This is a genomic window from Peribacillus muralis (genome assembly GCF_001645685.2).
In the GTDB taxonomy this organism is placed as follows: domain Bacteria; phylum Bacillota; class Bacilli; order Bacillales; family DSM-1321; genus Peribacillus; species Peribacillus muralis_A.
On record NZ_CP017080.1, the window covers coordinates 1,364,331 to 1,389,696 of the forward strand.

Sequence of the window (25,366 nt, forward strand, 5' to 3'; positions counted from 1 at the left end):
ATGATTCATTCCATTATCACTTCCATTTGTTGCAAAAAAAGGAAAGTGGAAGTACGATGGGAATATATGAAAGCTTAAGGAGGAGAGTATGTGGCAGGTTATATAGAAGATATAACTTTCATAAACGAGCAGGCCATAAAATTCGGCAATGAACATGTGGAAGCGGTACTTGTTCCAGCTTTAGGAAGCAACCTTCTTTCATTGAAGTTCAAGAATAAGAATATTGAGGTGCTGCGAACTCCCGAGTGTTCAGAGTGCTACAAAAAACTTCCGATTTTATATGGGATGCCCATTTTGTTTCCGCCGAACCGCATTGAAGACGGTCAATTCACTTATAAGTGCACGACTTATAGGTTTCCCATCAATGAAAGGGGAAAATCCAATCACATCCACGGGTTCTTACATGATAAGCCGTGGAAAGTCATCCAAACGAAGATAGCCGGAAATCAAATCGTCATTAAGACTGAATTTTCAAGCCGGGATTTTCCTTATCTCAGGAATAGCTTTCCGCAAGATATTAAGGTCAATATGTCCCTGGTTTTAATCGATGACACCTTGGGGATTGAATTGGAAATCCTCAATGATGGCCTTGAACCCTTTCCATGGGGAGCAGGTTATCATACCGTATTCAATTTTCCTTTTGGTCCGGATAGTAAAATCGAAAATTGCCTTATTTCTCTTCCAGTCAACAAGCATTGGGAATTGAATGAACGGTCTTTGCCTACAGGAAAAATCCAGGATTCTGCCAATAAAAAAGAAATCCAAAATGGCTTCTCCCTGGAAGGCCGGCTGTTCGATGATATATTTGGCTATGATGAGGAAAGCGATTTGAAAAACGAATGCGTACTTACGGATCAAGAGGCCGGTGTGCAGGTCATTTATCGTGGTGACCAGCACTATAAGTTTTGGGTTTTATTCAATCAGGAGGGCTTCGTGTGCCCTGAACCTTATACGTGGGTAACGAATGCACCCAATCTCGATTTGTCAGCCGAATCTACCGGATTGAGGGAGTTGGGCGCAGGGGAGACGGTCAAGCTGAAAACGCAACTGGTGTTGAAGGAGATATAAGAAAAACACCCTGGCAGATGCCAAGGTGTTCGATTTTATGCTTTCTTTCTCATCCACAGCGGATATAGTAGGAGTCCTAGTACATACAGGGCAATGCCGAGTATGAATGTATGCATATCAGCTGTGCCTGTCTTGATGACCCAGATGGAGTACACTAGTGCGAGGATGGTGATGATTCCATCGCGAATCCTTGATCCCTTCATGATATCATAGGTTTCCCCAGTCAAGACCAACTTCAATTGATACAGGACAGATGCAAGATAAGGAATCAGGTAGGCAAGTGTTGCGACGATCATCGAGAATTTATAGGCTTCCAAAATCGTGCCCGAAATGGTGGAAAACAAGAAAATTTGTGTCATGATATTCGTTATTGTCATGGATCGGACAGGAGTGCCATTTTTGTTCGCTTTGCCGAAATAGGCGGGAAAAAGATTGGATTTCGCTGCCTGATATGGAACCTCAGATGCAACGACGATCCATCCGATGGTCGATCCGAATAGCGAGATGACGGCAAGAGCGGCCATCAAATAGGTGCCGTTTGAGCCAACTACGGATTGTAAGGCATCTACGAGCGGTTTCTGTGAAACTTTCAGTTCATCTTGTGAAATGGCACCCATCGTCAATAAGGTGATGCCGATATAAATGGTAACGGCGATGAGCAAGCCGATGATAGTCGCTTTTTTTACATCCGTTTGCGATTTGGCACGATTAGAAAGCATGACGGCCGCTTCGATTCCAATGAAGGCCCATAATGCAGAAATCGCAGCCGCATTAACCTGAGCGCCTAAAGAAATGGATGTACCAGCCTTATCATAAAATTCTCCGCCGTTTCCTAGGTTGGAAGAATCAAAGATGAATATCGTGATGATGATGAAAAACAAGAATCCTAGCACTTTTGTAACGGTAGCAAAAAGATTCAGTTTACCAGCGCTGTTAAAGCTCCTTACGAGGATTGCCTGAATCCCCCAAAGGACGATGGTACATACTGCAAACGTCAGCGCTCTGCCAAGCTCGAGTTGGAATGAACCCGCTGAATAAATCACTTTCGTACTATGCATCACAGGAAAAAACGTCGATAAATAGCCAGCAAATGAAATGATGACGGACGCTGTCGCAGCCCAATTCGCAGCCCAATATCCCCAAGCCATGCTATATCCCGAGATCCTTCCTTTTGAAGGAGATTTAAACAATGATTGAGCATAGCTTTGAGGGCCTGCCTTCAATTCCGGTTTCCGGACAGCCAAGTTGCCAAATACGAGTGCTATCAAGAATACCCCAAGTCCTGTAACGATCCAGGCCAATGTTGCCCCTAAAGGGCTGGATACCTGTGCTAATTGGGCAGGTAGCATGAAGATTCCGCCGCCAACCATATTTCCAACTACGAAAGTGGTTAAGATCAATAAACCCCATTTTTTATTTACCATATATAATCGAACCTTTCTTGAATGCGATGTGTGTTTGATTTCCGACAACTTATACTAATATAGTATATCTCAAACAGTTTAGTTTGGTAAAGTGGTAAATAAGTAAAACACTAAAGACTTATTAATCAGAATATTCAGCTTTGATATTGACAAAAGGAAGAGATTGGATTATATTAATCAATACCAAGTTAGTTTGTAAGAATAGTGAGCTTTATTTGGATGCTCCTTTAAATATTGCCGATTAGTCAACTAAAGGCACCCTTTCATCTAATTGATTAGATGCTGGGTGCCTTTTGTTGTTTTAGTGCAAGGGAGGGCCGATGAACGGATTATTTTTATTCGCAATAAATGGATGAAGTCCAAGTAGGTAAGCCATTTCCGCAAGAAAAAGGGCGATGGAAAGAAAATGATCTCTTTTTGACATTAGGTATGAAACGAATCTTTATTACCAGTAGTAAAGGGGAGATAAAATGGAAAAGAAAGAAGAATTGAAAATCAGGCACATCATTTCAAGTCTTGAGGATTTACAATATGGATCAGTGATAATAACGGTCCATGACGGGGAAATCACCCAGGTGGATACAACTGAGAAGAAACGGTTCCCATTAGGAAAGAGCCGTCCAGTAAAAGCCAGATGAATAACAGGTACTAAAGGAGCTTTCAAATGAAGGCTCTTTTTTCGTTCTCATATATAAATTCAATCAAATTGGAATATTGCAGGAGAATGTACTGCAATTTACATGGTAGAATAAGTTAGGGAATAGGGCAGTCATTAAAGGGACTTCGATAAAGGAGGAGTAGTGGGACCATGACATTACAAACGATTGAAAATGATATCTTGGCATTAGTTGAAGCGTTTGACGGGAAAATCGCTTATAAATTGGAAACTGATCTTGGGGATACAATTGGTTATCACGAGGAAGATTTGTTTCAATCAGCAAGCTTGATCAAAATACCAATGATCATCGAAGGTTATCGCCAAAGTGAACGGAAGAAAATCTATTTGAATCAACCAGTGACCATACCTTCGAAAGCGGTGACTGGGGGATCTGGGGTCCTGCATGCTTTGTCGAATAAAGTATTTTTGACCGTTGAGGATTTATTGACCTTGATGATAACGGTTTCTGATAATACAGCAACGAATATGATGATGAGCTTGTTGGGCTTTGAAGAAATAAATCGATGCATGAAGGATCTAGGCTTGAAGAATACCATCCTTGAAAGGGAAATGCAGGATTTTAAGGCTTTAAAGGAGGGGCGAGACAATACGATTACGGCGGAAGATGCGATTACTTGCCTAAAATCGATACATACAGGGGATTTTTTAACGAAAGAAAGCCAGGAAAGAATTTTGCGTGTTTTTGACAATCAGCAATTAAGAGATAAACTTCCATCATTGATGGGCAAAGAAGTGAAGGTCGCAAATAAAACAGGTGGCATCCGGGGCGTTTCCCATGATTGTGCAATCATTCGCTTGAAGTCTCGAACTGTTTATGCCGCCGTACTTACTGAAAATATAAAGTCAGAGGAAGAAAGCCGGCAAGTGATCAGTAAAATAGGCAAGCTGATTTATGATGATATGTTGGCCGTATAGATTTTCTCTGTAGTGCAGCGTCATCACCATTATGGAAAAAAGGTTGGGAAGTTATTGTCTATCGACTCCTCCATGGTGATGGAACTGTCTTAATGGGAGGGTATCGAGAATCATGTTTAATAATGAACGCATATCGAAACGGGGAAAAACGGTGAACAAGGCAGTGAAATTAATAATAATCGTGGTTGTATTGATAATGGTGTATTTTGGCTTCCTGCACATGAAAATCCAGGAAGGCAAGCAACAAGCAATTCCTGAGGAGGCCGATTACCTGATTATTCTTGGGGCAAGGGTCAAAGGCACCATTCCAACGTTATCTTTACAATATCGGATAGATAAAGCGGCCGAATACTTGAAGGAGAATGAGCAGACAGTAGCCATCGTATCCGGCGGCAAAGGCCCTGGTGAGGACATTTCGGAAGCACAAGCAATGCAGCAGGGGCTGATCGAACAGGGAATTGAAGAAGCACGTATTATTATGGAAGACAAATCCACGACAACTTATGAGAATATTGTTTTCTCTAAAGCACTCATTCCTGATCCGGCAGCACAGGGAGTGATGGTCAGTAATGATTTTCATATTTACCGGGCAGTTGCAATAGCGACCAAACAAGGGCTCAATATAAAGGGACTACCGGCAAAAACACCAAAAGTGGCAGTGCCGAAATCATACATCCGGGAATATTTGGCGATCACCAAATACTATTTGACCGAGTTGTCCGGGAAATGAACTCCGCTTCGTCGTGACTCAGAGTCCCCCGTTTCAAGAAAATGGGCGGGACTTTCTTTTTTTCACTCAACTTCAATAACAACATGGGGCACCTCCCGAAATTCTTTTTCTTGGTAAATCTCATGAAGTGTTTTATAAATCGGATATCCTGTATAGGAAATCTCGACTCGTTCATCGGCATCCACTTCATCCACATTTATATCATCAACAAAACCAAGTTGATCATCAATCTCCATCAAATAATATCCAAGGGCTTCATACTCGCTATTGGCTACAATGACCTTATTATCAAAACCGCTATTGGAAACTTTGTAATATTTCATTGCTTGACCTCCTCTGATGTTTACTTTAGTATGTGATAGAACTTTTTCTTATAACTCTGATATACCCGTTCATCCATATCTGAATCATGGTTGGAAAAATAAAGGGAAATAACAGAGCACATTCTAGCATGGGCCACATTAAAAAAATCAGTGGATCATTTGCTATCTTAATCATTTCATGTTAATCTAATAAAGAATTGTTTTTAATTGTAGAAGAAGATACTAGTTATTTTCCAAACGATTAAAAATAGTAATACAATGTGTGTTATGCACTAGGAGGCAACAAATAATGGAACAAGGTACAGTTAAATGGTTTAATGCAGAAAAAGGTTTTGGATTCATCGAACGTGAAAATGGAGACGACGTATTCGTACATTTCTCAGCTATCCAAAGCGAAGGCTTCAAATCTTTAGACGAAGGTCAAAAAGTAACTTTCGACGTTGAGCAAGGTGCTCGTGGAGCTCAAGCTGCTAACGTTCAAAAAGCTTAATTTTATAATTAAATCGTAACCTATATGAACAGATCCCTCCTTGGGGTCTGTTTTTTATTATGGAAAAAAAGGATAATGGACATGAAAAAACCCTCTCATGAGCCGAGTAGGGTTTAACGACATTATTAGGCCTTCTTTAATTCTTCTTCAAAGAAAAAAGTGGTAGGATGTTCTTTTACAGTATAAGAATATCTTTTCATGTTTTTCACATATGCCCATTTATTAATGGTTACTAATTCTTCAGTTTCTTGAATGGTTACCGTTTCGCCAGTATTATACTTATTGCTTTTCAATTTATGCACCCTCTTTACTAATAGTATAACATATTTGGATATGAAAAATGTGTCCAAGATATTCCAAGCGCCGATATTGTAATGGTTTTGAAGGTATTGGGTGTATATATCAATCAAGTGTTGCCATTAGGTCAGTATAAAACATTGTAGGTGAACATAATGGGTTCTTGTTAGGCGGGGAAACAATGAAAACATGATAAGCACATGCATTTCGTGAGGCTATTGTGTTTTACTATAGTAGGAGTCATTTTTTCATGCAAATATTCTTGATGTATTGTGGACGTGTATCTTGAAAAGGTTAAAAAGGTTACAAATAGGATCCCTGTTTTTCCGATGTTTAAAGTAAGGAACTAAAAAAGTTAGGTTATAAGTGGACAGATGATGAAAAATATTAGTCAGTTGATACGAGTTATATCAAAACATGATGAACGTGAGGTAAAGGTTTTTCTAAATTTAACATTTATACGTTCTGAACAATGATTCACGTTTCGAGGAATGAAGAGAAAAGAGGGCATCTACAAATGGTACATATTGTATTTGGTAATTCGGCTGGAGGTTGCTTAAAATTCGCATTTCGTAAAACTACTTATGCAAAAACAGAAGAAATCATTGTGTTACCTGATATTTTATCGGTTGGTCCTATTGATAGACTTCAAACAAAAGAAGGGATAGAAAGCCGTCTTCAATGGTTTAAGGAGAGCTATCGTGATGACTTCAATAATCTTGAAGTTTATAAACAGGGTATGCTAAAAGCAATCGAGAAAATAAAAGAGATACCACCTCATCAAAAGGTGATTATTTGGACATGTGAGAACGCTGCTGAGCAAACAGGTCTGCGTATTGTCCTTTATTTATTGCAAAATGAAGTCAATGAAGTGTTCGAACTCAATACGTTTAAAGCATTTCACGAGTGCTATACATACCCTATGTTAGAAGCGGAACAGTTTCCTCGCTCATCAGGAGAATTGATTCCCGATAAACTGCTTCAATTATATGAACAATGTGAGCTTAAACCAATGAAATTTGCAAAACGCATTGCCCTCAGTGAAGAAGGACAGAAATTATTGCTGAATGAAAATCATCTGAGAACATGGGAGTATGGTGAGCTTAGGCATTCAAATATTGAACGAGGTGATGCTTTTATCATTCATTGTGCAAAGAGATTACATAAAGTACTAGATACGCATGATTATATGAAGGCCGCACGTTTGATTGGTGAAGTCGTTGGTCATATGCAGCAATACACGGGAGATGAATGGATAGAATATCGACTCCGTGATTTAATTTCAGGAGGAATATTTGACTATCGAGGGGTTTTAAGGGCAATGAGACGATACGAAGTGAAATTAAAGGAAGAGTTACTTCTCTAACGGGTGCTAGCTAAAAACTACTGGTCATCTCAGAGCGAGTTGGACATACATCCATTCAAATTACGCTAGACAAGTATAGCCACGTGCTTCCCAGTATGCAGAAACACGTGGCTGATGATGAACATTTGTTTTATAAAGAAATTTGACCACTCAAGGTTTAAGACCTTCAAAACCCCTCTAGATCAACACTTTAATTAAAACGCCCAATCCCCATTACGGAAGACAGGTTCGGAGGTGCCGTCCTGTTTGATGCCGTCGATGTTCATGTGCTGTGAGCCAATCATGAAATCAACGTGTGTAAGGCTTTCATTCAAGCCATTTTCGGCAAGCTCTTCTTGGCTCATGCTTTTCCCGCCTTCAATACAGAAAGCGTAGGAGCTGCCGATGGCGAGATGGTTCGATGCGTTTTCATCAAAAAGGGTATTGAAGAATAAAACATTGGATTGGGAGATAGGTGAGTTGAATGGAACAAGTGCCACTTCACCTAAATAGTGTGAACCTTCATCCGTTGCAACCAATTGCTTTAGGATTTCTTCCCCTTCTTCGGCTTGTACTTCGACGATTCGTCCTTCTTTAAAAGTCACGGTGAATTTATCGATGATATTACCGCTGTAACTAAGCGGTTTCGTGCTCGAAACCGTGCCGTTAACACCTGTTTTTAATGGGACGGTAAAAACTTCTTCGGTAGGCATGTTAGCCATGAACTCATGCCCGTGCTGATTGACGCTTCCTGCGCCGACCCAAAGGTGCTTGTCAGGTAGCTCGATGGTCAAGTCGGTGCCAGGAGCTGTGTAATGCAATTTTTGGTAATGCTTTTCATTCAGGTAATCCACCTTTTCATGCAGGGTGTCATCGTGGCTTTTCCAGGCAGCTACAGGGTCTTTCACATCCACGCGAACGGCTTTGAAGATGGCTTCCCACAGCTTGGCGACGCGCGTATCTTCCGCTTCTTCCGGAAATACTTTGGCAGCCCAAGCCTCAGAAGGGACGGCGACTATTGACCAGCTTACTTTATCTGATTGCATATATTGGCGCCACTTTTTCAAGGCAGTCCCGGATGCTTTTTGGAAGTTGGCAATCCTCTCAGGCTGTACACCTTTCAATAAGTCCGGACTTGAAGAGATGACGGAAAGATAGGCAGCCCCGTTTTCGGCAAGTTCTATCGTTTCTTCTGCCCGCCACTTCGGATACTCGTTGAAAACCTCATCCGGCGCCATTTCAAATTTGGTGCGTGAAACGATATCATCATTCCAATTAACGATGACATTGCGGGCACCGCTTTCATATGCTTTTTTTACGATGAGACGAACAAGTTCCGCTCCTTCTAACGTCGTGTTTACGACCAGCGTTTGATCTTGTTGGATATTAACGCCTACCTTAACGGCAAGTTCAGCATATTTTTCTAAATTCGTTTGAAAATCACTCATCACTTCAAAACCCCTTTTCCATTTTCTGCATTTATAATTGTACGTATTGTCAGTAAAAAAAGAAACTTTTTACGACATTCTGTGGGAAATATTGATAGCTATTCCCACAAAGGGGCTGATAAACCCTACATGAGCTTTTTTTCCTGCCTACACTTCGCCAAGCCATCCCTCTTCAAAAATGGTAAACTCATGCATAGAAAAAACTTCTTTCTTTCCTATCTTTCATTCTAGCAAAATTAAAGGCGGAAAGACTATTGATAAGGTTCGAATAATCTAAATAATATGATTATTGAATTACAAAAAGAGGGCCCCTTTTGGGCCCCTCTTTGTAAATAGTCATCAAGAATATCATTTACTCAAATTGATCCAGACACTTTTCACTTCCGAATAGTTTTCGAGTGCATATGATCCCATTTCACGTCCGATACCGGATTGTTTGTAACCTCCGAATGGTGAAGCTGCGTCGAATGCATTGTAACAGTTCACCCAAACCGTACCGGCCCGGAGTTTTCCTGCGACATAGTGGGCATTCGCCAAGTCGCTTGTCCATAAGCCGGCAGCCAAGCCATATTCACTGGCATTCGCACGATTGATGACATCGTCTAAATCCTCGTATGGCATTGCGGCTATGACAGGCCCGAAGATCTCTTCCTTGGCAATGGTCATATCCTCTTCAACTCCCGCAAAAATGGTAGGGGAGACAAAGTAGCCTTGTTCACCTGGTTTATTGCCGCCGACCAAGACTTCAGCACCTTCGTTTTTACCCTTTTCGATATATCCCATTACCCGGTTTTGCTGTTCCGCTGAAACAAGCGGTCCGATTTGTGTATTGGGATCTAGGCCTGCTCCTTGTTTGATGTTTTTGGCATGACTGGCCATATCGGCCACAACATTGTCATAATGTTTCTTTTGAATATAAACCCTTGAGCCTGCACAGCATACCTGCCCTTGGTTGAACATGACTCCATTAAGCGCTCCGGGAATTGCTTTTGAGAAATCCGCATCGGGAAGGATGATGTTTGGAGATTTGCCTCCAAGCTCCAATGTGACCCGTTTCAACGAATAGGAAGCGGAACGCATGATCAATTTACCGACTTCGGTAGATCCGGTAAAGGCAATTTTGTTTACTTGAGGATGGTCGACAAGTGCTTGTCCAGCCGTTTCGCCAAAACCAGGAACGATATTGACGACGCCATCCGGGAAGCCCGCTTCTGCGAATAATTCAGCCAAGTAAAGGGCGGAAAGAGGCGTTTGCTCCGCTGGCTTCAAAATGACCGTACAGCCTGTAGCCAGTGCCGCTCCAAGCTTCCACATGGCCATCAGAAGCGGGAAGTTCCAAGGGATGATTTGGCCGACAACACCGACGGGCTCATGTTTCGTGTAATTAAAGTAGTTTCCGCTTACGGGAATGGTCTGTCCGACAATCTTGGTGGACCAGCCGGCGAAATATCTCATATGTTCAATCGCTAAAGGAATGTCGGCATTGGTCGTTTCACTGATTGGCTTTCCATTATCCAATGTTTCCAATTGAGCGAGCTCGGTTTTATTTTCTTCCATTAAATCTGCTAGTTTATACATAAGCCTGCTGCGGGCGGCTGCGCTCATCCTTGACCATGGACCTTCGTCGAATGCCTTGCGTGCAGCTTTAACGGCTAAATCAATGTCTTCTTTATCTGCTTCATATACATCGGCAAGTTTTTGTCCTGTGGCGGGATTTGGCGTGGAGAAGGTTTTTTTTGAAGCACTTTCCACGAACTGACCATTAATATAGAGCTTTTTTGGCCCTGTTAAAAATTTTTGCAGCTTTCCACTTACTTCTAACGTTAGATTTGTCATTAATTACCCTCCTAAATTTGATTTCTTGGGCAAAGCATGATGACTTCTTGTTAACGCTATGATATATGCCAATTATTATGATAAAGGAAAAAGAAGGAATATTCAAACTTTATGTCGCGGAACTTTTTTTGTCATGACATATGTATTTACTATAGCTAAAAAGAAAGTTAATAGGTAAAATGAATAAGGATAAAATACTAGAACGTCTAAAGGTTTTCAGGAGGGTTATATGGGAAATGATGCGAAAACGATCTCGCAACGAAAATTACTTGGTGTTGCGGGACTTGGGTGGATGTTCGATGCACTTGATGTCGGTATGCTTTCCTTCATCATAGTTGCATTGAAACAGGAATGGAGCTTAACCAGTGAACAGGTTGGCTGGATAGGAAGCATAAATTCGATTGGGATGGCCGTTGGAGCCGTTTTCTTTGGGATGATGGCCGATAGGATTGGAAGGAAGAATGTCTTCATCATTACATTATTATTGTTTTCTATCGCAAGCGGTTTGTCTGCCGCTGTCAGTACACTTAGCATGTTCTTGATTTTGCGATTTTTGATAGGAATGGGATTAGGGGGGGAGCTCCCGGTTGCCTCGACATTGGTTTCTGAAAGTGTTGAAGCAAGTAAAAGGGGAAGGGTCGTAGTCCTTCTTGAAAGCTTTTGGGCGGTTGGCTGGATACTGGCTGCACTCATTTCCTTTTTCATCATTCCGGCATATGGCTGGCGTGTTGCACTGCTATTAAGCGCCGTTCCTGCTCTATATGCGTTGTATTTGCGCTTGAACCTGCCGGATTCACCAAAATATACGGAGCTTGAAAAGAAGAGGCGGCCATCTGCATTCAGTAATGTAAAAGTTGTCTGGAAAAGGGAATATTTACGCCAGACGATCGTATTGTGGATATTATGGTTTTGTGTCGTCTTTTCGTATTATGGAATGTTTTTATGGCTGCCGAGTGTCATGGTTCTAAAGGGGTTCAGTATGATCCAAAGTTTCGAATATGTGCTGATCATGACGCTTGCCCAGCTTCCAGGCTATTTTTCGGCAGCATGGCTGATAGAGAAGGTAGGGCGTAAATTCGTTCTGATTACATACTTGATCGGAACGGCTATCAGTGCTTATTTCTTTGGCTCGGCAAATGAGTTAGCATTGCTTATCGCTTCAGGAATGCTTCTGTCATTCTTCAACCTGGGTGCATGGGGTGCGCTTTATGCATATACACCTGAGCAGTACCCAACCGCCGTTCGTGGTACAGGCACGGGGTTAGCGGCTGGCATTGGCAGGGTAGGGGGTGTCCTCGGACCACTCCTTGTTGGGTATTTGGTTGCTTCAAGCACTCCTATTTCAACAATCTTCACTATATTTACAATCGCCATTCTCGTGGGGGCCATAGCGGTAGCTTTCGGAAAAGAAACAAAGAATACTGTTTTGAGATAAACGCAAAGAGGGGACTTGAGTTTCAGTCCCCTCTTTGCGTTTACGTAAAATTCTTTATGATGTCCAATAGCGATCTGGATGCCATCTTCGGATTTTCCGCATTCATGATGGCTGATACGACAGCGGCACCTGCTAGCCCTTTATCAGAAAGATTGGAAATGTTTTCGGCATTGATACCTCCGATGGCTACGGCTGGAATCGACACGCTTCGGCAGATTTCCTCTAAATCACGAATCGACATTAGCGTTGCATCCTGCTTTGTTTTTGTAGGGAATATCGAACCAACACCGAGATAGTCCGCTCCATTACGTTCCGCTTCCAGGGCTTCCTCCAAAGTGGAAACGGATACCCCGATAATCATTTCTCCCGGAACCATTTGTTTGACGACGGAAAGGGGGAGGTCGTCCTGACCAATATGTATTCCTTCCGCTCCTACAGCAATCGCTATATCGACTCTGTCATTAATGATCAGGGGAGTGGACAATTCGTTCAATACCTGTTTTAGTGCCGCAGCTTTTTTATAAAAGGAGAGGGAAGAAGTGTTTTTCTCTCTAAGTTGTACAATTGAAACACCTCCAGCAATCGATTGTGACATGATTTTGAACAAATCTTCAAGTTCTAACGACTCTTCCGTCACTAAATATAGGCTTAAATCAATTTGCGATTTCTTCACTTATCTTCACTCCGTTCATCCACAATTCCTTATTCATTCTTGATATGGCATCAATTAATCGCACCCGAAATGTTCCTGTCCCGTCATTTTGTTGGAGGTTTTCGGCGGCGAGTTCCCCTGAAATGCTCATCGTCGAAATCCCGGCAACAGCTGCAGCATAATAGTCATCCGTGACGCCGGTAAAAGCGCCGATAAGAGCGGTAGCCATGCAACCAGTGCCTGTTACATTCGTTAAAAGGATGTTTCCATTATCAATAACGGTCGTATGTTTTCCATTGCTAACAGCATCGATTGCCCCGCTGACCACGATGATGCTATCCAGGAGGTTTGCTGCAGATGCGGCAAGCTCTGCATTGCTTATCTCAAGTTCCTCTGAGTCCACTCCTCGTGTTACGATTTCCCCACCTATCAAACGCTGGATCTCGCTCGCATTTCCGCGGATGACCTGGAAGGAGACCTTCTTCAGTAGCTCATTTGCTTTCTCTGTTCGATAGGGTGTGGCCCCAACTCCCACTGGATCCAATATGACAGGGATATTCCTGGAATTCGCCGTCCTGCCGGCTATCTCCATGGCCTCCAGGGATCTTTCATCAATTGTCCCGAAGTTCAGGACCAAGGCATCTGCTAAACTGACCATATCTTTCACTTCTTTAGGACTGGATGTCATAACAGGCGATCCACCGATGGCGAGCGTGGCGTTCGCACAGTCGTTGACCGTAACAAAGTTGGTGATTTGGTGAACAAGTGGTTTTCTTTCTCTTACTTTTTCAAACAAGTCAGCTATTGAAAGTTTCATAGGGATTCACTCCGCTCTTTTTTTGAAAATGAATGAAAATGATGGACAGGCCCATGTCCTGCACCTATTGAAAAGCTATTGCGTATCGCTTCAGAAATATAGAGCTTAGCCTGTTCAATCGACTCTCGCAGCGATAGTCCATTTGCCATGTTGGATGTAATCGCGGAGGAGAGGGTACAGCCTGTACCGTGAGTGTTTTTTGTATCGATCCTTTCTCCCTTGATCCAGTGAAAGTTCGTCCCGTCATAAAAAAGGTCGTTTGGGTTCCCCTCTGCATGTCCTCCTTTGAGTAAAACGGCATTTGACCCTAATTCTGTCAAGGAAAGGCATGCCTTGTAAAAATCTTGCTCGGTTCGGATCGATAAGCCAGTAAGAACCTCGGCCTCTGGTACATTAGGGGTGACAAGTGTTGCAAGCGGAAGTAATTTCGCTTTTAGGGCAGTAACGGCTCGTTCGTCCAGCAAATGGTGGCCGCTTTTGGAAATCATGACTGGATCTAGGATAGCGATGGCAGGTGAAAAGGCAGTTAAGGAATCAGCGACTGTTTCGACGATTTCTTTTGAACCAAGCATGCCTATTTTTACTGCATCGACGTGTATATCTTCAAAAATGGCTGCAATTTGATCAGTGATGATTGCAGTGTCGATCGCCTGCACGGAACGTACTTCCATTGTGTTTTGTGCAGTAACGGCCGTGATGACGGACATTCCAAAAACACCGTGTGCAGAAAATGTTTTGATATCGGCTTGTATCCCGGCGCCTCCCCCAGAGTCAGAGCCTGCGATGGTTAGTGCTTTTTTCATGAAAAAACCCCTTCATATAATCATTTTTTAATAATATTTTCAATAAAATGAAAGCGAAAATGGCACCTGAAAATGAACTGAGCAAAAAAGCAGGCAACATACCAAAAAGAGTCGCCTTTTCGCCCAATAGCAGGGCCGCGATCGGATAGCAGGCAAGTGAACCTAGAATGCCGGTCCCCGTCACTTCCCCAATACATGCGAATGTCAAGCGTTGTGTCCTGCGATAAAGGAAAGCAGCCAAGAGGGCACCGAACATGCTGCCCGGAAAGGCGAAAATTGAACCTGTGCCAGATATGTTTCTAATCAAGGAAACTAGGAAAGCTTGTGTTACCGCATAAGCAGGACCGAGTAAAACGGCAGTCAGGATATTGGCCAGGTGTTGAATCGGAAAAGCTTTCACAAATCCTACCGGGATGAATAGAAAGGAGCTTGTTAAAGTCGTTATGGCCGTGATCATTGCCGTCAGCGTCATTTTTTTAATTGGGCTAAACATCATGTCTACGACCTATAACGGCCAATCCTGCTCATTTTGAACCATATCCCAGAATAAATATTCATAGCGGGATGTAACCAAGAAGTGCTTTTCCAATCGCTGCAGTTCCTTTTCGGGCATACCTTCCGTCAATTCCTCCAATAAGGTTATCAGCCACTTGTGCGCTTCACCAAATTCTGGGGAGGAATAGGATTCAATCCATTTCGAATAGCGATTATTGTCCAAGTCTTTACCGTTTCGTTCTTTTAAAAGCAAGCCGATTTCATAATAATCCCAAGCGCATGGAAGGAGACAGGCAATCAGGTCGGCCAGTGTCCCATGCTGGGCTGCATTTAGCATATAACCTGAATAGGCAAGTGTGGTGGGAGTAGGCTCGGTATCCTCCAATTGCTTGGAGGTGATTCCGAATTCCAAGGCATATTGCCTATGGATATCCATTTCAATCTGAATCGTTTCATTCAAGATTTCCGCAAATTTTGCCATGGTTTCAACATTATGCGCTTTAATGACTCCTAAAGCGAAAAGCTTGGAATAATCCATCAAATAGATATAGTCTTGCTTTAAGTAATAAGCGAATTTATGCTCAGGAAGCGTTCCGTTCCCGATCGCTTGGACAAAGGGATGTGAATGGTTCCTTTTCCAGATTTCCTTTGCACTTTCATGAAGTCTGTCACTGAAGGTTTTTGATTTAGTATGCTTCATCGTATCCCCCTTAAAATGTATGGAAATGTTTACTGCCAAAATAAAACCCCGTTCCTGAATAACGGAACGGGGCAGATGGATATAAGGAATGGACCTATATCATCCACTTTCCTCCGCCGGTATGAGCCGGTTCAGGTTCAAAGGGTCCGGAATGACTTCCATCTCAGTCTTAAAAAGACTCCCCTAGTGGTGTGTGTTGTATGTAATTACTGACATCATATCAGAAAGCCAAGAAAATGCAACCCGGCTTTGAAGGGGGAGAGAGAAAAAAAGCGGGGAAACAGGTAATTGACTTTTGTGAATTATTGGGATATTATTATGTTCACATCATTTATATAATTGAATTCTTATCCAGAGAGGTGGAGGGACTTGGCCCTATGAAACCTCGGCAGCAGACCCGTATTGGGAACTGTGCTACATCCAACAAGCGTTTGCTTGGAAGATAAGAAGAGCCGTCCGGACCCTGTCAGCCTCTTCTTTAATTGAAGAGGCTTTTATTTTTGCAAAATAGCGTTTAAGGACATAATAGAAAAGGTATATATAATTTGGTGAAAATGAGACTTGTAAAGACAGCTTAGGCTATAAGCGGACAAGGAAAGGAGCCATTTACATGGCAGAAATATTCAAGGGTATCGAGCAGAGAAAGGCGTTGCTGATAGAGGAGCTATTGGCGAAAGGAGTATACAAAACCTCTGATGAAAGGCACCTTTATGATGCCCCTTTAAAAGTTTTGGAAGATGAATATAAGATCGTTATAAATAGGACTGATAGTGAATCTCCTACAGAGTGGATGACATAGCAAGAGGTAAGGCTATCATTTCGTCATAATGAAATAAAATATAAATGGCAAAAGCATTCACAGTGTACATGGGTGAATGCTTTTTTGACGTCTTAAGAGCGGGTGTCACAAAAAATACACATTTGAAAAAGTCATGAGTAATTTGTCACATTTAACGGGTGTGGAAACACAATTTCGCAACAAGTAAATAGTTGATTTTAACTATGAATTTCATTATGATTATAGTGTAAAAATATTGAATTTATGGGAGGTGTATATAAATTGTTTTCCCGAAAGATAACCCCTGAAATAATAGAAGAAAAAAGGCAAGAGATGATTGAATTGGCGGAGAATTTCGGTATAAACAGTCTACTGACGATTCAAGCAAGTCAAGAATTGGACACCCTGTTAAATGCGTTAACAAAGACAAGGGAAGCTGAATATTTTTCTCTTCAGAAAGTGTATAGGTATTTTTAAATACTCTGGTTCAATTAGGTTGATGGACTTCTTCGTGAAAATAAAAAGACTATTGCCTAAGGCAATAGCTTTTAAGTTAATGATTATCCATCAATGCGTTTACCAAGGATGACTAAATCCCGTTCAATGCCATCCAGCTCGGCAACTTGAGGTAAGTGTGCCCATTCTTCGAAACCAAATTTGGAAAAGAGCTTCATGCTAGGTATATTGTGAGCAAATATGAATCCTAATAGAGTCTTTACCCCTAATTTCGGGCTTACTTCAATAGCCTTTTGAATCGAAACCCGTCCGATTCCTTTTCCCCGGAAATAATCATCGATATAGATGCTGATCTCTGCTGTGGAATTATAGGCAGGCCGTCCGTAGAAAGATTGAAAGCTCATCCATCCTGCAGTTTCTCCTTCTAAAGTAATGACAAATAGCGGTCTACTTTCTGAATTATGCTCCTCAAACCAATTAACCCTCGATTGTACAGTTATCGGGTCCGTATCTGCAGTGACCATTCTTGAGGCAATTGTCGAATTATATATTTCCACAATTTTAGGCAAATCCGATAATTCAGCCTCTCTGAATTGTATGTACTCGTTCATCATCTACTCTCCAATCCATTACTTTTTTCAACATCCAGAAGTGCCCATTTCATAAATTTGTTAATGAAATGTGTATATAACCAAATCATCTGAAAGTTTTATATTATCATACACTTTCTCCTCTTTATCTGCCAGTGCATTTTTATTGTTACGAATGCTGATTTTTGGGTATTTAACATATAAAACACTTCTTAGAAAAAGATAAAAGGAGAAATAAATGAAAAAATTAACAGGTCTACTAATGATTGTACTAGTTATTTGTTTTGTAGCATTTGAATTTCAAGCTGCGGAGTCGGACAAGATGCAAAGGGTCATGGCTTTTGGCGATTCTTTAACTTATGGTAAAGGAGATAAGCATGGGGAAGGTTATGTAGAAGGCCTAAAGGATGAATTGAACAATCCTGAGACAGAACAGAAGGTTAGCTTTTGGAATTATGGCATCAAAGGGCAGGAAACGGATGGCGTCATCAAACAGCTTGATGATTACCGCATCCATACTAAATTGGATAAAGCGGACACTTTCATCGTTTATATTGGCACGAATGACTTCATCAATAGCAACGGCGGGGACTTGAAGAAAATAAACGATCGGAAAATCAATGAGGGCAAGCAAGAATATATCAGGCATCTAAAACAGATTACTTCGACACTTCTAAAGGGAAATGATCAGGCTGATATACTGGTAGTGGGTCTGTATAACCCGATAAGTGACAACCGTAAAATTGAAAAACACATACAGGATTATAACCAATCAATAAAGAAAGTAGTGCAACATGATAAAAGGATGGTATTCATTCCTACCGATGATTTATTTAAAAAGAAAAAGAAAGCCGAATATTTCAGTGATACGATTCATCCGAATGAAAAAGGGTATAAGCTGATTACAAATCGGATATTGGCAAGTTACGATTTTAAGTGAAACAAAAATGCACAGAAGCCTTTCTGTGCATTTTTGCATAAGGGGCATATCAAGTTTTAGCTTTTAATTGGGGGAACTGCAGATCATGAAGTTGCTTGTATCTGCCGTTACTTCGCAATAACTGTTCATGTGTTCCTTTTTCCTGAACGTTTCCCTTTTCGAGAACGATGATTTGATCTGCCTTTTGAATGGTTGATAATCTATGGGCAATGACGATTGAAGTTCGGTTGATCATCAAACGTGAAAGTGCTTCCTGAATTAAATGCTCTGATTCAGTATCCAATGCCGCCGTGGCTTCATCGAGAATGATGATTCGCGGATTTTTCAATAGTGCTCTGGCAATGGCGATGCGCTGCTTTTGCCCGCCGGAAAGCTTGACACCTCGTTCTCCAATTTGAGAATCATACCCATCCGGTAAGGAACGGATAAAGTCATGTGCATGTGCTGCTTTAGCTGATTCAATGATTTTTTCATCGTAAGCATCAAGCATTCCATATACGATATTTTCGCGGATGGTCCCATTAAATAAAATGATATCCTGTGAAACGATCCCCATTTGGCTACGTAAGGACTTCAACGTCACATCACGGATATCGTGGCCATCCATTGTGATCCTCCCCTGCTGTGGGTCATAAAACCGGATCAGAAGGCTCGTTATGGTCGATTTTCCTGCACCTGATGAGCCGACCAGGGCGGTTACTTGTCCAGCCTTCATGGTTAGATTTAGGTTGCATAGCACAGGCACACCTTGGTCATAAGCAAAATCCACCAATTGAAAATCGATTTTCTCTTTTATTGAAGGGAGCTCAGTGGCTGCAGCCTTGTCGATTATTTCTGGTTTTGTATCCAATATTTCAGTTATCCTCTCAAAGGCTGCAGCAGATTGCTGGACAATGCTGATTACCCGACTGAAGTTGCGAACTGGACTCTGCAGCAATCTTAAATAGGCGAGGAAGGCGACTATCAAGCCAATCGTAAATTTGCCTTCCATCACCTGCCAAGCCCCGAACACAATCACAGCGACAAGACCAATATTGTTCATTAAGTCAATTATAGGACTGAACATCGAGCGAAGCCGGACGGATTTAATGTTAGCCACCATATTTTCATGATTCCGCTCGGCAAACCGTGCCGATTCAAATTCTTCATTTGTAAAAGATTGAATGAGCCTCATTCCTGAGATCGAATCCTGCAACTGATTGCTGACATCTCCTGCTGAGCTTTGCACAGATCGAAATGACAGTCTTATCCGTTTCCCGAACACCCTTGTGATATAAAACATGAAAGGGAATGTCACCAGAAGGACGGCGGTTAGCTGCCAATTAATGAAAAGCATATAAACGGCAACGGCGAGGAAGGTCACGGTGTCCGTCACGACTTGAAGCATGCTGGATGAGATGAGCTGCTGCAGCAAATTAACATCATTGGTCAACCTGGACATTAAGTCACCTGTCCGGTTTTTATCAAAGAATTTCATATCAAGCCTTTGAATATGGTCATACATGCTATTCCTGATATCCAGGATTGCCTTTTGTCCAACCTTGGAAACGACGTAGCTGTTTAAGTAGTTCAATAAAGCCAATAATAGGGCAGCGCCAAGAATACCTGCACCAATCCAGATTAGCGAGTCATATTTTTTTTTCGGGATGACCTCATCGATCGTATACTGGGTTAGCTGGGGTATGGAAAATTCAATTAAAGAAATCAATAGCATCAAACTTATTATCAAAAAGCTAAACTTCCATTTGGATGGGACCCGATTGAACATTTGTTGAAGCATTATCCATATGCTCCCTTTAGAAGGTGCAGCATTGATTGGGCTGCGCCCCTTGTGGCTGAATGGAATATGTCCCCCGCTCATAATGATCACTCCTATTTATACAATGTGTTATATGAATGTAACCTTCATGACTATCATAGAGGTTTTCAAAAAATAGACAACTTTTTATCGGCTCTGTCTTTTTCATGAGTGTTATTATTTTACACACTACTATAGAACATGAAATAATTATTGGAGATTAATCAGGCTGATAAGAGGAGATGCTAAAAATGATTGAAAATGAAAAAATAAGGGAAGAACTTCTGAATGCAGTCAACGGGCTAACGGATGAACAATTGAATGCACATCCTGAAGAAGGCCGCTGGAGCGTAATCCAAGTACTGGATCATTTATATTTAATGGAACGAGCCATTACAAAGAGTATTGGCGATAAATTGCAAAGTGATGAAAGGATCCCAGCAGTGGATAAACCGATCGAACTTACTGTGAATCGTGAAATGAAGGTAGAAGCACCTTCGTATCTCGTTCCGTCCGATTCATACCAAACTTTGCAAGAGGTTAAAGATAAGTTGGCAGAATCACGCAGTGCATTCGTTCAACTTGTCGACAATGCAGATGAAAGTGACCTCGAGCAAAAGTCATTTCCTCATCCGTTATTTAAGGATTTAAGCTTGAAGCAATGGATTCCATTCGTAGGATTGCACGAAAAAAGGCATTTGCTGCAAATCGAAGAGATAAAATCCAAATTATAAAAGAAGAAGAAAAACTCATCCTTCCTTGGTTGAGTTTTTCACTTTAGACAGGAAGGATCGTTCTGTGAAATTTAACTGGATAAAGGCATGTCTGGTCTTGATTTCGTTTGGATTGTTGGGGGTTGTCTTGTACAAGTATATGCTGCCCCCTAACTTGGACGATATCAAACTTGCTGATGAGCTGCATCCGATCGTCGCAGAAAAAAAAGATGAACTCATTCAACGGGCCAATGAATTAGACATCCCGATAATCATTACAGCAGGATACCGTTCTTTGGAAGAACAAAATGAGCTCTATGAAAAAGGCCGTTTAAATACGGGAAATATCGTAACATATGCAAAGGGTGGTGAATCGCTTCATAATTTCGGCTTGGCGATCGATTTTGCCATCCTCAATAAACAAGGGGAAGCCATATGGGATATGGACTATGATGGAAACGATAACCGGAAATCTGATTGGATGGAGGTCGTCACCATCGCTAAAGGGCTAGGTTTCGAATGGGGCGGGGATTGGCCTGGGTTCAAGGATTATCCTCATTTGCAAATGACGTTTGGCCTGAGCTTGAGAGAGCTGCAGCAGGGCCGGCAGCCTAAAGGGCAGTGAAGTGGAATCAGCTTATTTTTCATTCCGGATAATTTAGACAAAAAGCAGGAAAATAAGCATCTGTATTGCTTTACAGGTGAGAATTCGATAAAGTGAACTAGTGAGAAATCAGACATGAATGAAGGAGTGCAGTCACCATGGAAGAAACAAAGCATTGCCGGGACTCTTTGGTCATTAAAACAAGTCTTGTCCTCCCTCCCGATACAAATAATATTGGCACGATGTTCGGAGGCAAGTTAATGGCATATATTGATGATGTAGCGGCTATATCCGCCATGCGTCATGCAAGAAGCACCGTAGTTACCGCCTCGACTGACTCGGTTGATTTCCTGCACCCTATTCACGAAGGAAATGCCGTTTGTCTGGAAAGCTTCGTGACTTATACGGGCAGGACATCCATGGAAGTCATTGTAAAAGTGATTGCGGAGGATTTAGTTACAGGCGATCGCAATTTATGTGTCATTTCATTTTTGACCTTTGTCGCCATTAATGAACAAGGAAAGCCTATGCCAGTTCCCAATTTGGTTCCTGAGACCGAAATGGAAATCAATTTAAATGAATCGGCCAAACAACGGGCGCAAATCAGGAAAAAAAGAAGAGAAGACACACAGTTCATCGCAAGCACCTTTGGCGTGAAGCTGCCGTGGACCGATCAATCGAATCCAGGATTATATAAAGATGAACAAAAGCGTTGAGTGATTTGACAAAAAGGTTTCAGAAAGGTCTCCCTTCAGGAACCTTTTTGGTTTTTTGTCGGCATTATAAACGTGTTTATCGTATTGGAGGGGAAAGTTCGGATGCTGATGTATAAAACGTTCATTCCTGTGGACAATTGGCTGTCGGACAAAAAGACTGAGGTGAAATCACTATTGATTTCACCTCAGTCTTTTTTATATGCAAATAGATTAAATGATGGATCATTTTTTTTATAAGCGTCCATTCAATCAAAATTAGTCATCACTTGCCAAAATACCGAAAAAGCGTAAGATATTTATGAAAAGGTTAATGAAATCAAGATATAAATTTAAGGCCATGAGCGGAACTTCCTCGGCCGTTACACCGTAGTGCTTCATTCGATTGAAGTCGTATAAGATATATCCGCTGAAAATTACAATCCCGATAAATGAAAAGACCAACATGGCTGTAGAGCTTAATGGGAAGAAAATGTTGAATATGCTGATGACCACTAATGCAAGCAAAGCGGCAAATAGCATCCCTCCAAGGAAAGAAAGATCCCTTTTGGTGGTTGTTGCATATAGGGCTAGACCGCCAAATACAACTGTCGTCGTGACACCGGCTAAAATCACAACATTCGCACCGGCAGCGGCTAGGTAGTGTGCGATGATCGGATAGGTGGTGATACCGGAAATCAACGTGAAGCTATATAGAAATGTATATCCGATTGCTTTTTTCCTCCGCATGATGAATGCTCCAATCAACATGGCAATCTCTAGGATCGCTAAAGGAAGGAACAAGGCGGGAGGAACAAAAGTACCTATGGCCATTCCCAATACTGAAATGGCCAGCGATAACGCGAATGTCCGCATGACGGATGGCATATAGGTTTGTACGGTTTGTGAATACATTTTTTCACCTCAGCATTTATATTTTACTTTAATACGAATTGGCTTCAAAAAGGTTTCATTGCCAGTAAAATTAAGGTTTTTTTTAAGAGTACTGAAATATATATGAAAGAAATAATTAGTTTATGTTATCCTACCTTCGGACTAATTTTTCTGAAATATTAAAATATTCACCTGGGATGTTTACCCATACAGACGGGACCTGAATTCTCGAAAAGCTAAAAATAGAGTGTGTATTTGTTATTCTGAAATATTGATTTTAAAAATGGTTGTTCGTCGCATTTTATCTAGCTTCATAGCTTTACTGTATAACAGCTATGAAGGAAATGATTTTTTATACCAGAAAATTATTCCTAAAGTTATAAAAAGAGAAAAAATTGTCATAATTTTGTATAAAAACTATTGTGTAAATGTAAAAAATTGATTAAAATCTTAACTAATTATCAGAAGATTAATTATTTTCCCGATAAAATAGTTTAGGGGGAGCAAGGATGAATAAAGCTATTCTGGAAGTGGAAAATCTGACGACTTCATTTCGAATCGGAAACAAATATCATGCAGCTGTTGATGATGTATCATTTACGGTGAATGAAAACGAAATTGTGGCCGTTGTTGGAGAATCGGGTTGTGGAAAGAGTGCATTGGCCTTATCCATAATGCAACTACATAATAAACAGAGGACAAAATCCGAAGGAACCATACACTATAACGGGCAAAACCTGATTACGTTGAATGATACACAAATGAATAAAGTCCGCGGCAAGGAATTGGGGATGATCTTCCAGGAACCTTTGACGGCCTTGAATCCACTCATGACGATCGGTAAACAAATCGAGGAGAACCTTGATTACCATACAAACCTATCCAGGGATGGAAAAAAGAAAAGGACGATCGAACTTTTAACACAGGTGGGAATTCCTTATCCTGAACGGACTTACAAACAATTTCCGCATGAACTTTCTGGCGGAATGCGGCAAAGGGCGATGATATCGATTGCCATCGCATGCAATCCTGCCCTGGTCATTGCCGATGAACCTACTACAGCACTGGATGTCACGATTCAAGCACAAATATTGGATTTACTTAAAGACATTCAGAGCAGGACAAGGATGGGGATCATTTTAATTACACATGACCTGAGCGTCGTGGCCGAGGTTGCAGATAGGATCATTGTCATGTATGCGGGACAGGTCGTGGAGACGGGGAGCGTCAAGGAAATATTCAACAATCCGCTTCATCCATATACGAGGTCGTTACTGAATTCGATTCCATCGGCAACTCATGAGAAAAACCGTTTGCATGTTATTGAGGGGATCGTGCCATCCATCGCGAAAATGGATAGGGTTGGATGCCGGTTCCAAGACAGGATTCCTTGGATTTCCAAACATGCACATGAAGAGAGGCCTGAGCTTCACGAAGTGGCCAAGGGGCATTTCGTAAGGTGTACCTGCTATAAAGAATTTTATTTCCAAGGTGAAGGGGATGAATCGGCCCATGACATTACTCAAAGTAGATAACTTAAAAGTGCATTTCCCGATTAGGGGCGGTTTTTTTCGTCGGGTGGTCGATCACGTGAAGGCAGTCGACGGCGTTTCCTTTGAATTGCAGCAAGGGGAAACATACGGTTTGGTCGGAGAATCTGGAAGCGGCAAGTCGACGACAGGTAAGGCAGTTGTCAAGCTGAATGATGTGACATCGGGACAAATCCTGTTTGAAGGCAGGGATTTGGCGGGTCTAAGTAGAAAAGAAATTAAACCATTCCGAAAAGATATTCAAATGATCTTCCAGGACCCATATTCATCATTGAACCCGAAAAAAAGGGTGCTCGATATCATTGCCGAACCGTTGAGGAATTTTGAACGGCAATCACCTGCAGAGGAAAAGAAAATCGTTCAGGACTTCCTGGACAAGGTCGGACTCAGTCCGGAATCGATTCATAAATATCCTCATGAATTTTCTGGGGGGCAGCGCCAGAGGATTGGGATTGCCCGGTCATTGACATTGAAACCGAAATTGATCATAGCGGATGAACCTGTATCGGCGCTGGATGTTTCCGTACAGGCTCAAGTGCTGAATTTTCTTCAGGATCTCCAGCAGGAGTTCAATCTGACTTATTTATTCGTTGGGCATGATCTAGGTGTCATCAGGCATATGTGTGACCGGATGGGTGTCATGTATCGCGGTAGATTGGTAGAAGAAGGGAAAAGCGATGAAATCTATGAAAATCCCCAACATATTTACACGAAACGCCTGATTGCCGCCATTCCGGATTTAGAGCCGGAAGTTCGCGGGGAAAAGGTGAAGCTCAGAAAAAAACTTACGGCAGAATACGAGTCTTCCTATTCGAAATTCTTCGATGAGGATGGGCGGGCCTATGATTTGAAGCCTATCTCGTCGACACATAGAGTCGCAATACTATAAGGAGG

Annotated in this window: 28 protein-coding genes and 2 riboswitches; of the genes, 15 read left to right on the forward strand and 13 right to left on the reverse strand. The window is 41.7% G+C overall.

All coding sequences use genetic code 11. The features are described 5' to 3' along the window. Window positions 1-90: 90 nt before the first annotated feature. Window positions 91-1,068: an aldose 1-epimerase gene (locus tag ABE28_RS06545; protein WP_064466517.1), complete on the forward strand. Its 978-nt coding sequence runs from the start codon at window positions 91-93 to the stop codon at window positions 1,066-1,068. A 35-nt stretch (window positions 1,069-1,103) separates the two neighbouring features. On the opposite strand, the gene ABE28_RS06550 is transcribed toward ABE28_RS06545, so the two are convergent. After that, on the reverse strand, window positions 1,104-2,492 hold the full coding sequence (locus ABE28_RS06550; protein ID WP_064466516.1) for an amino acid permease: 1,389 nt from the start codon (window positions 2,490-2,492) through the stop codon (window positions 1,104-1,106). 470 nt (window positions 2,493-2,962) lie between these two features. Here ABE28_RS06550 and ABE28_RS06555 point away from each other — a divergent pair, with 470 nt between their 5' ends. The 3 genes from ABE28_RS06555 (at window position 2,963) to ABE28_RS06565 (ending at window position 4,816) form a co-directional block, all read left to right on the forward strand. Further along, entirely contained in the window at window positions 2,963-3,130 is a 168-nt protein-coding gene (locus ABE28_RS06555; protein ID WP_064505162.1) for a YezD family protein, read from the forward strand. Between the two features lie 170 nt (window positions 3,131-3,300). Further along, on the forward strand, window positions 3,301-4,086 hold the full coding sequence (locus ABE28_RS06560; protein WP_064466515.1) for a serine hydrolase: 786 nt from the start codon (window positions 3,301-3,303) through the stop codon (window positions 4,084-4,086). A gap of 112 nt (window positions 4,087-4,198) precedes the next feature. Next, on the forward strand, window positions 4,199-4,816 hold the full coding sequence (locus tag ABE28_RS06565) for a YdcF family protein (RefSeq protein ID WP_064466514.1): 618 nt from the start codon (window positions 4,199-4,201) through the stop codon (window positions 4,814-4,816). 62 nt (window positions 4,817-4,878) lie between these two features. Here ABE28_RS06565 and ABE28_RS06570 read toward each other — a convergent pair whose 3' ends face one another. Next, complete coding sequence (locus ABE28_RS06570) at window positions 4,879-5,139, reverse strand: hypothetical protein (RefSeq protein WP_064466513.1); 261 nt, start codon at window positions 5,137-5,139, stop codon at window positions 4,879-4,881. Window positions 5,140-5,428: 289 nt separating this feature from the next. Between ABE28_RS06570 and cspC the strand changes: the two genes are divergently transcribed. Next, the gene (gene cspC, locus ABE28_RS06575; RefSeq protein WP_010331195.1) at window positions 5,429-5,629 is read left to right on the forward strand and encodes a cold shock protein CspC; all 201 of its coding nucleotides are present in this window, start codon (window positions 5,429-5,431) and stop codon (window positions 5,627-5,629) included. 125 nt (window positions 5,630-5,754) lie between these two features. Here the strand turns inward: cspC and ABE28_RS25440 are convergent, their stop codons facing one another. Beyond that, window positions 5,755-5,922, reverse strand: coding sequence for a hypothetical protein (locus tag ABE28_RS25440; protein WP_167353387.1), 168 nt, complete (start codon window positions 5,920-5,922; stop codon window positions 5,755-5,757). A gap of 521 nt (window positions 5,923-6,443) precedes the next feature. Between ABE28_RS25440 and ABE28_RS06580 the strand changes: the two genes are divergently transcribed. Then, window positions 6,444-7,292, forward strand: a complete 849-nt coding sequence (locus tag ABE28_RS06580) for a DUF1835 domain-containing protein (RefSeq protein WP_257390730.1) — start codon at window positions 6,444-6,446, stop codon at window positions 7,290-7,292. A 194-nt stretch (window positions 7,293-7,486) separates the two neighbouring features. On the opposite strand, the gene ABE28_RS06585 is transcribed toward ABE28_RS06580, so the two are convergent. Both ABE28_RS06585 and ABE28_RS06590 read right to left on the reverse strand, forming a co-directional pair. Further along, entirely contained in the window at window positions 7,487-8,719 is a 1,233-nt protein-coding gene (locus ABE28_RS06585; RefSeq protein ID WP_064466511.1) for an aminopeptidase, read from the reverse strand. A gap of 348 nt (window positions 8,720-9,067) precedes the next feature. Next, complete coding sequence (locus ABE28_RS06590; RefSeq protein ID WP_064466510.1) at window positions 9,068-10,555, reverse strand: aldehyde dehydrogenase family protein; 1,488 nt, start codon at window positions 10,553-10,555, stop codon at window positions 9,068-9,070. A gap of 229 nt (window positions 10,556-10,784) precedes the next feature. On the opposite strand from ABE28_RS06590, the gene ABE28_RS06595 reads away from it, so the two are divergent. Continuing rightward, a complete protein-coding gene (locus ABE28_RS06595) occupies window positions 10,785-11,990 on the forward strand; it encodes an MFS transporter (RefSeq protein ID WP_064466509.1) in 1,206 nt (401 codons plus the stop codon). 40 nt (window positions 11,991-12,030) lie between these two features. Here ABE28_RS06595 and thiE read toward each other — a convergent pair whose 3' ends face one another. From thiE to tenA, 5 genes are read right to left on the reverse strand one after another with little or no spacing between them, the layout of a single operon-like run. After that, the gene (gene thiE, locus ABE28_RS06600) at window positions 12,031-12,663 is read right to left on the reverse strand and encodes a thiamine phosphate synthase (RefSeq protein ID WP_064466508.1); all 633 of its coding nucleotides are present in this window, start codon (window positions 12,661-12,663) and stop codon (window positions 12,031-12,033) included. Beyond that, a complete protein-coding gene (gene thiM / locus ABE28_RS06605) occupies window positions 12,644-13,459 on the reverse strand; it encodes a hydroxyethylthiazole kinase (RefSeq protein WP_064466507.1) in 816 nt (271 codons plus the stop codon). The genes thiE and thiM overlap by 20 nt, the downstream gene beginning before the upstream one ends. Further along, complete coding sequence (gene thiD, locus ABE28_RS06610; RefSeq protein WP_064466506.1) at window positions 13,456-14,262, reverse strand: bifunctional hydroxymethylpyrimidine kinase/phosphomethylpyrimidine kinase; 807 nt, start codon at window positions 14,260-14,262, stop codon at window positions 13,456-13,458. The genes thiM and thiD overlap by 4 nt, the downstream gene beginning before the upstream one ends. After that, window positions 14,231-14,758, reverse strand: coding sequence for an energy coupling factor transporter S component ThiW (thiW, locus tag ABE28_RS06615; RefSeq protein WP_257390731.1), 528 nt, complete (start codon window positions 14,756-14,758; stop codon window positions 14,231-14,233). Before thiW ends, thiD begins: the two co-directional genes overlap by 32 nt. Before the next feature lie 9 nt (window positions 14,759-14,767). Then, window positions 14,768-15,457 carry a thiaminase II gene (tenA, locus tag ABE28_RS06620; RefSeq protein ID WP_083231971.1) on the reverse strand — a complete coding sequence of 230 codons (690 nt, stop codon included), beginning with the start codon at window positions 15,455-15,457 and terminating at the stop codon, window positions 14,768-14,770. Between the two features lie 91 nt (window positions 15,458-15,548). Then, window positions 15,549-15,652, reverse strand: a riboswitch (TPP riboswitch). Between the two features lie 149 nt (window positions 15,653-15,801). Continuing rightward, a riboswitch (SAM riboswitch) is annotated at window positions 15,802-15,906 on the forward strand. Window positions 15,907-16,067: 161 nt separating this feature from the next. Between tenA and ABE28_RS06625 the strand changes: the two genes are divergently transcribed. Beyond that, window positions 16,068-16,256: a Fur-regulated basic protein FbpA gene (locus tag ABE28_RS06625; RefSeq protein WP_064466503.1), complete on the forward strand. Its 189-nt coding sequence runs from the start codon at window positions 16,068-16,070 to the stop codon at window positions 16,254-16,256. 261 nt (window positions 16,257-16,517) lie between these two features. Further along, window positions 16,518-16,712: an aspartyl-phosphate phosphatase Spo0E family protein gene (locus tag ABE28_RS06630; RefSeq protein WP_257390732.1), complete on the forward strand. Its 195-nt coding sequence runs from the start codon at window positions 16,518-16,520 to the stop codon at window positions 16,710-16,712. 83 nt (window positions 16,713-16,795) lie between these two features. On the opposite strand, the gene ABE28_RS06635 is transcribed toward ABE28_RS06630, so the two are convergent. After that, window positions 16,796-17,302 carry a GNAT family N-acetyltransferase gene (locus ABE28_RS06635; protein WP_064466501.1) on the reverse strand — a complete coding sequence of 169 codons (507 nt, stop codon included), beginning with the start codon at window positions 17,300-17,302 and terminating at the stop codon, window positions 16,796-16,798. Window positions 17,303-17,519: 217 nt separating this feature from the next. Here ABE28_RS06635 and ABE28_RS06640 point away from each other — a divergent pair, with 217 nt between their 5' ends. After that, complete coding sequence (locus ABE28_RS06640; protein WP_064466500.1) at window positions 17,520-18,221, forward strand: DUF459 domain-containing protein; 702 nt, start codon at window positions 17,520-17,522, stop codon at window positions 18,219-18,221. 49 nt (window positions 18,222-18,270) lie between these two features. Here the strand turns inward: ABE28_RS06640 and ABE28_RS06645 are convergent, their stop codons facing one another. Then, window positions 18,271-20,082, reverse strand: coding sequence for an ABC transporter ATP-binding protein (locus ABE28_RS06645; protein ID WP_064466499.1), 1,812 nt, complete (start codon window positions 20,080-20,082; stop codon window positions 18,271-18,273). 188 nt (window positions 20,083-20,270) lie between these two features. On the opposite strand from ABE28_RS06645, the gene ABE28_RS06650 reads away from it, so the two are divergent. The 3 genes from ABE28_RS06650 (at window position 20,271) to ABE28_RS06660 (ending at window position 22,052) form a co-directional block, all read left to right on the forward strand. Continuing rightward, complete coding sequence (locus ABE28_RS06650; RefSeq protein WP_064466498.1) at window positions 20,271-20,753, forward strand: DinB family protein; 483 nt, start codon at window positions 20,271-20,273, stop codon at window positions 20,751-20,753. 64 nt (window positions 20,754-20,817) lie between these two features. Beyond that, a complete protein-coding gene (locus tag ABE28_RS06655; RefSeq protein ID WP_064466497.1) occupies window positions 20,818-21,357 on the forward strand; it encodes a M15 family metallopeptidase in 540 nt (179 codons plus the stop codon). A 137-nt stretch (window positions 21,358-21,494) separates the two neighbouring features. Then, window positions 21,495-22,052 (forward strand): acyl-CoA thioesterase, encoded by a 558-nt coding sequence (locus tag ABE28_RS06660; protein WP_064466496.1) that lies wholly within the window; start codon window positions 21,495-21,497, stop codon window positions 22,050-22,052. 255 nt (window positions 22,053-22,307) lie between these two features. Here the strand turns inward: ABE28_RS06660 and ABE28_RS06665 are convergent, their stop codons facing one another. Next, window positions 22,308-22,943 carry a Bax inhibitor-1/YccA family protein gene (locus ABE28_RS06665; RefSeq protein ID WP_064466495.1) on the reverse strand — a complete coding sequence of 212 codons (636 nt, stop codon included), beginning with the start codon at window positions 22,941-22,943 and terminating at the stop codon, window positions 22,308-22,310. A 488-nt stretch (window positions 22,944-23,431) separates the two neighbouring features. On the opposite strand from ABE28_RS06665, the gene ABE28_RS06670 reads away from it, so the two are divergent. Both ABE28_RS06670 and ABE28_RS06675 read left to right on the forward strand, forming a co-directional pair. Beyond that, on the forward strand, window positions 23,432-24,457 hold the full coding sequence (locus tag ABE28_RS06670; RefSeq protein WP_064466494.1) for an ABC transporter ATP-binding protein: 1,026 nt from the start codon (window positions 23,432-23,434) through the stop codon (window positions 24,455-24,457). Beyond that, window positions 24,435-25,361, forward strand: coding sequence for an ABC transporter ATP-binding protein (locus tag ABE28_RS06675; RefSeq protein ID WP_064466493.1), 927 nt, complete (start codon window positions 24,435-24,437; stop codon window positions 25,359-25,361). The genes ABE28_RS06670 and ABE28_RS06675 overlap by 23 nt, the downstream gene beginning before the upstream one ends. Window positions 25,362-25,366: the final 5 nt, after the last annotated feature.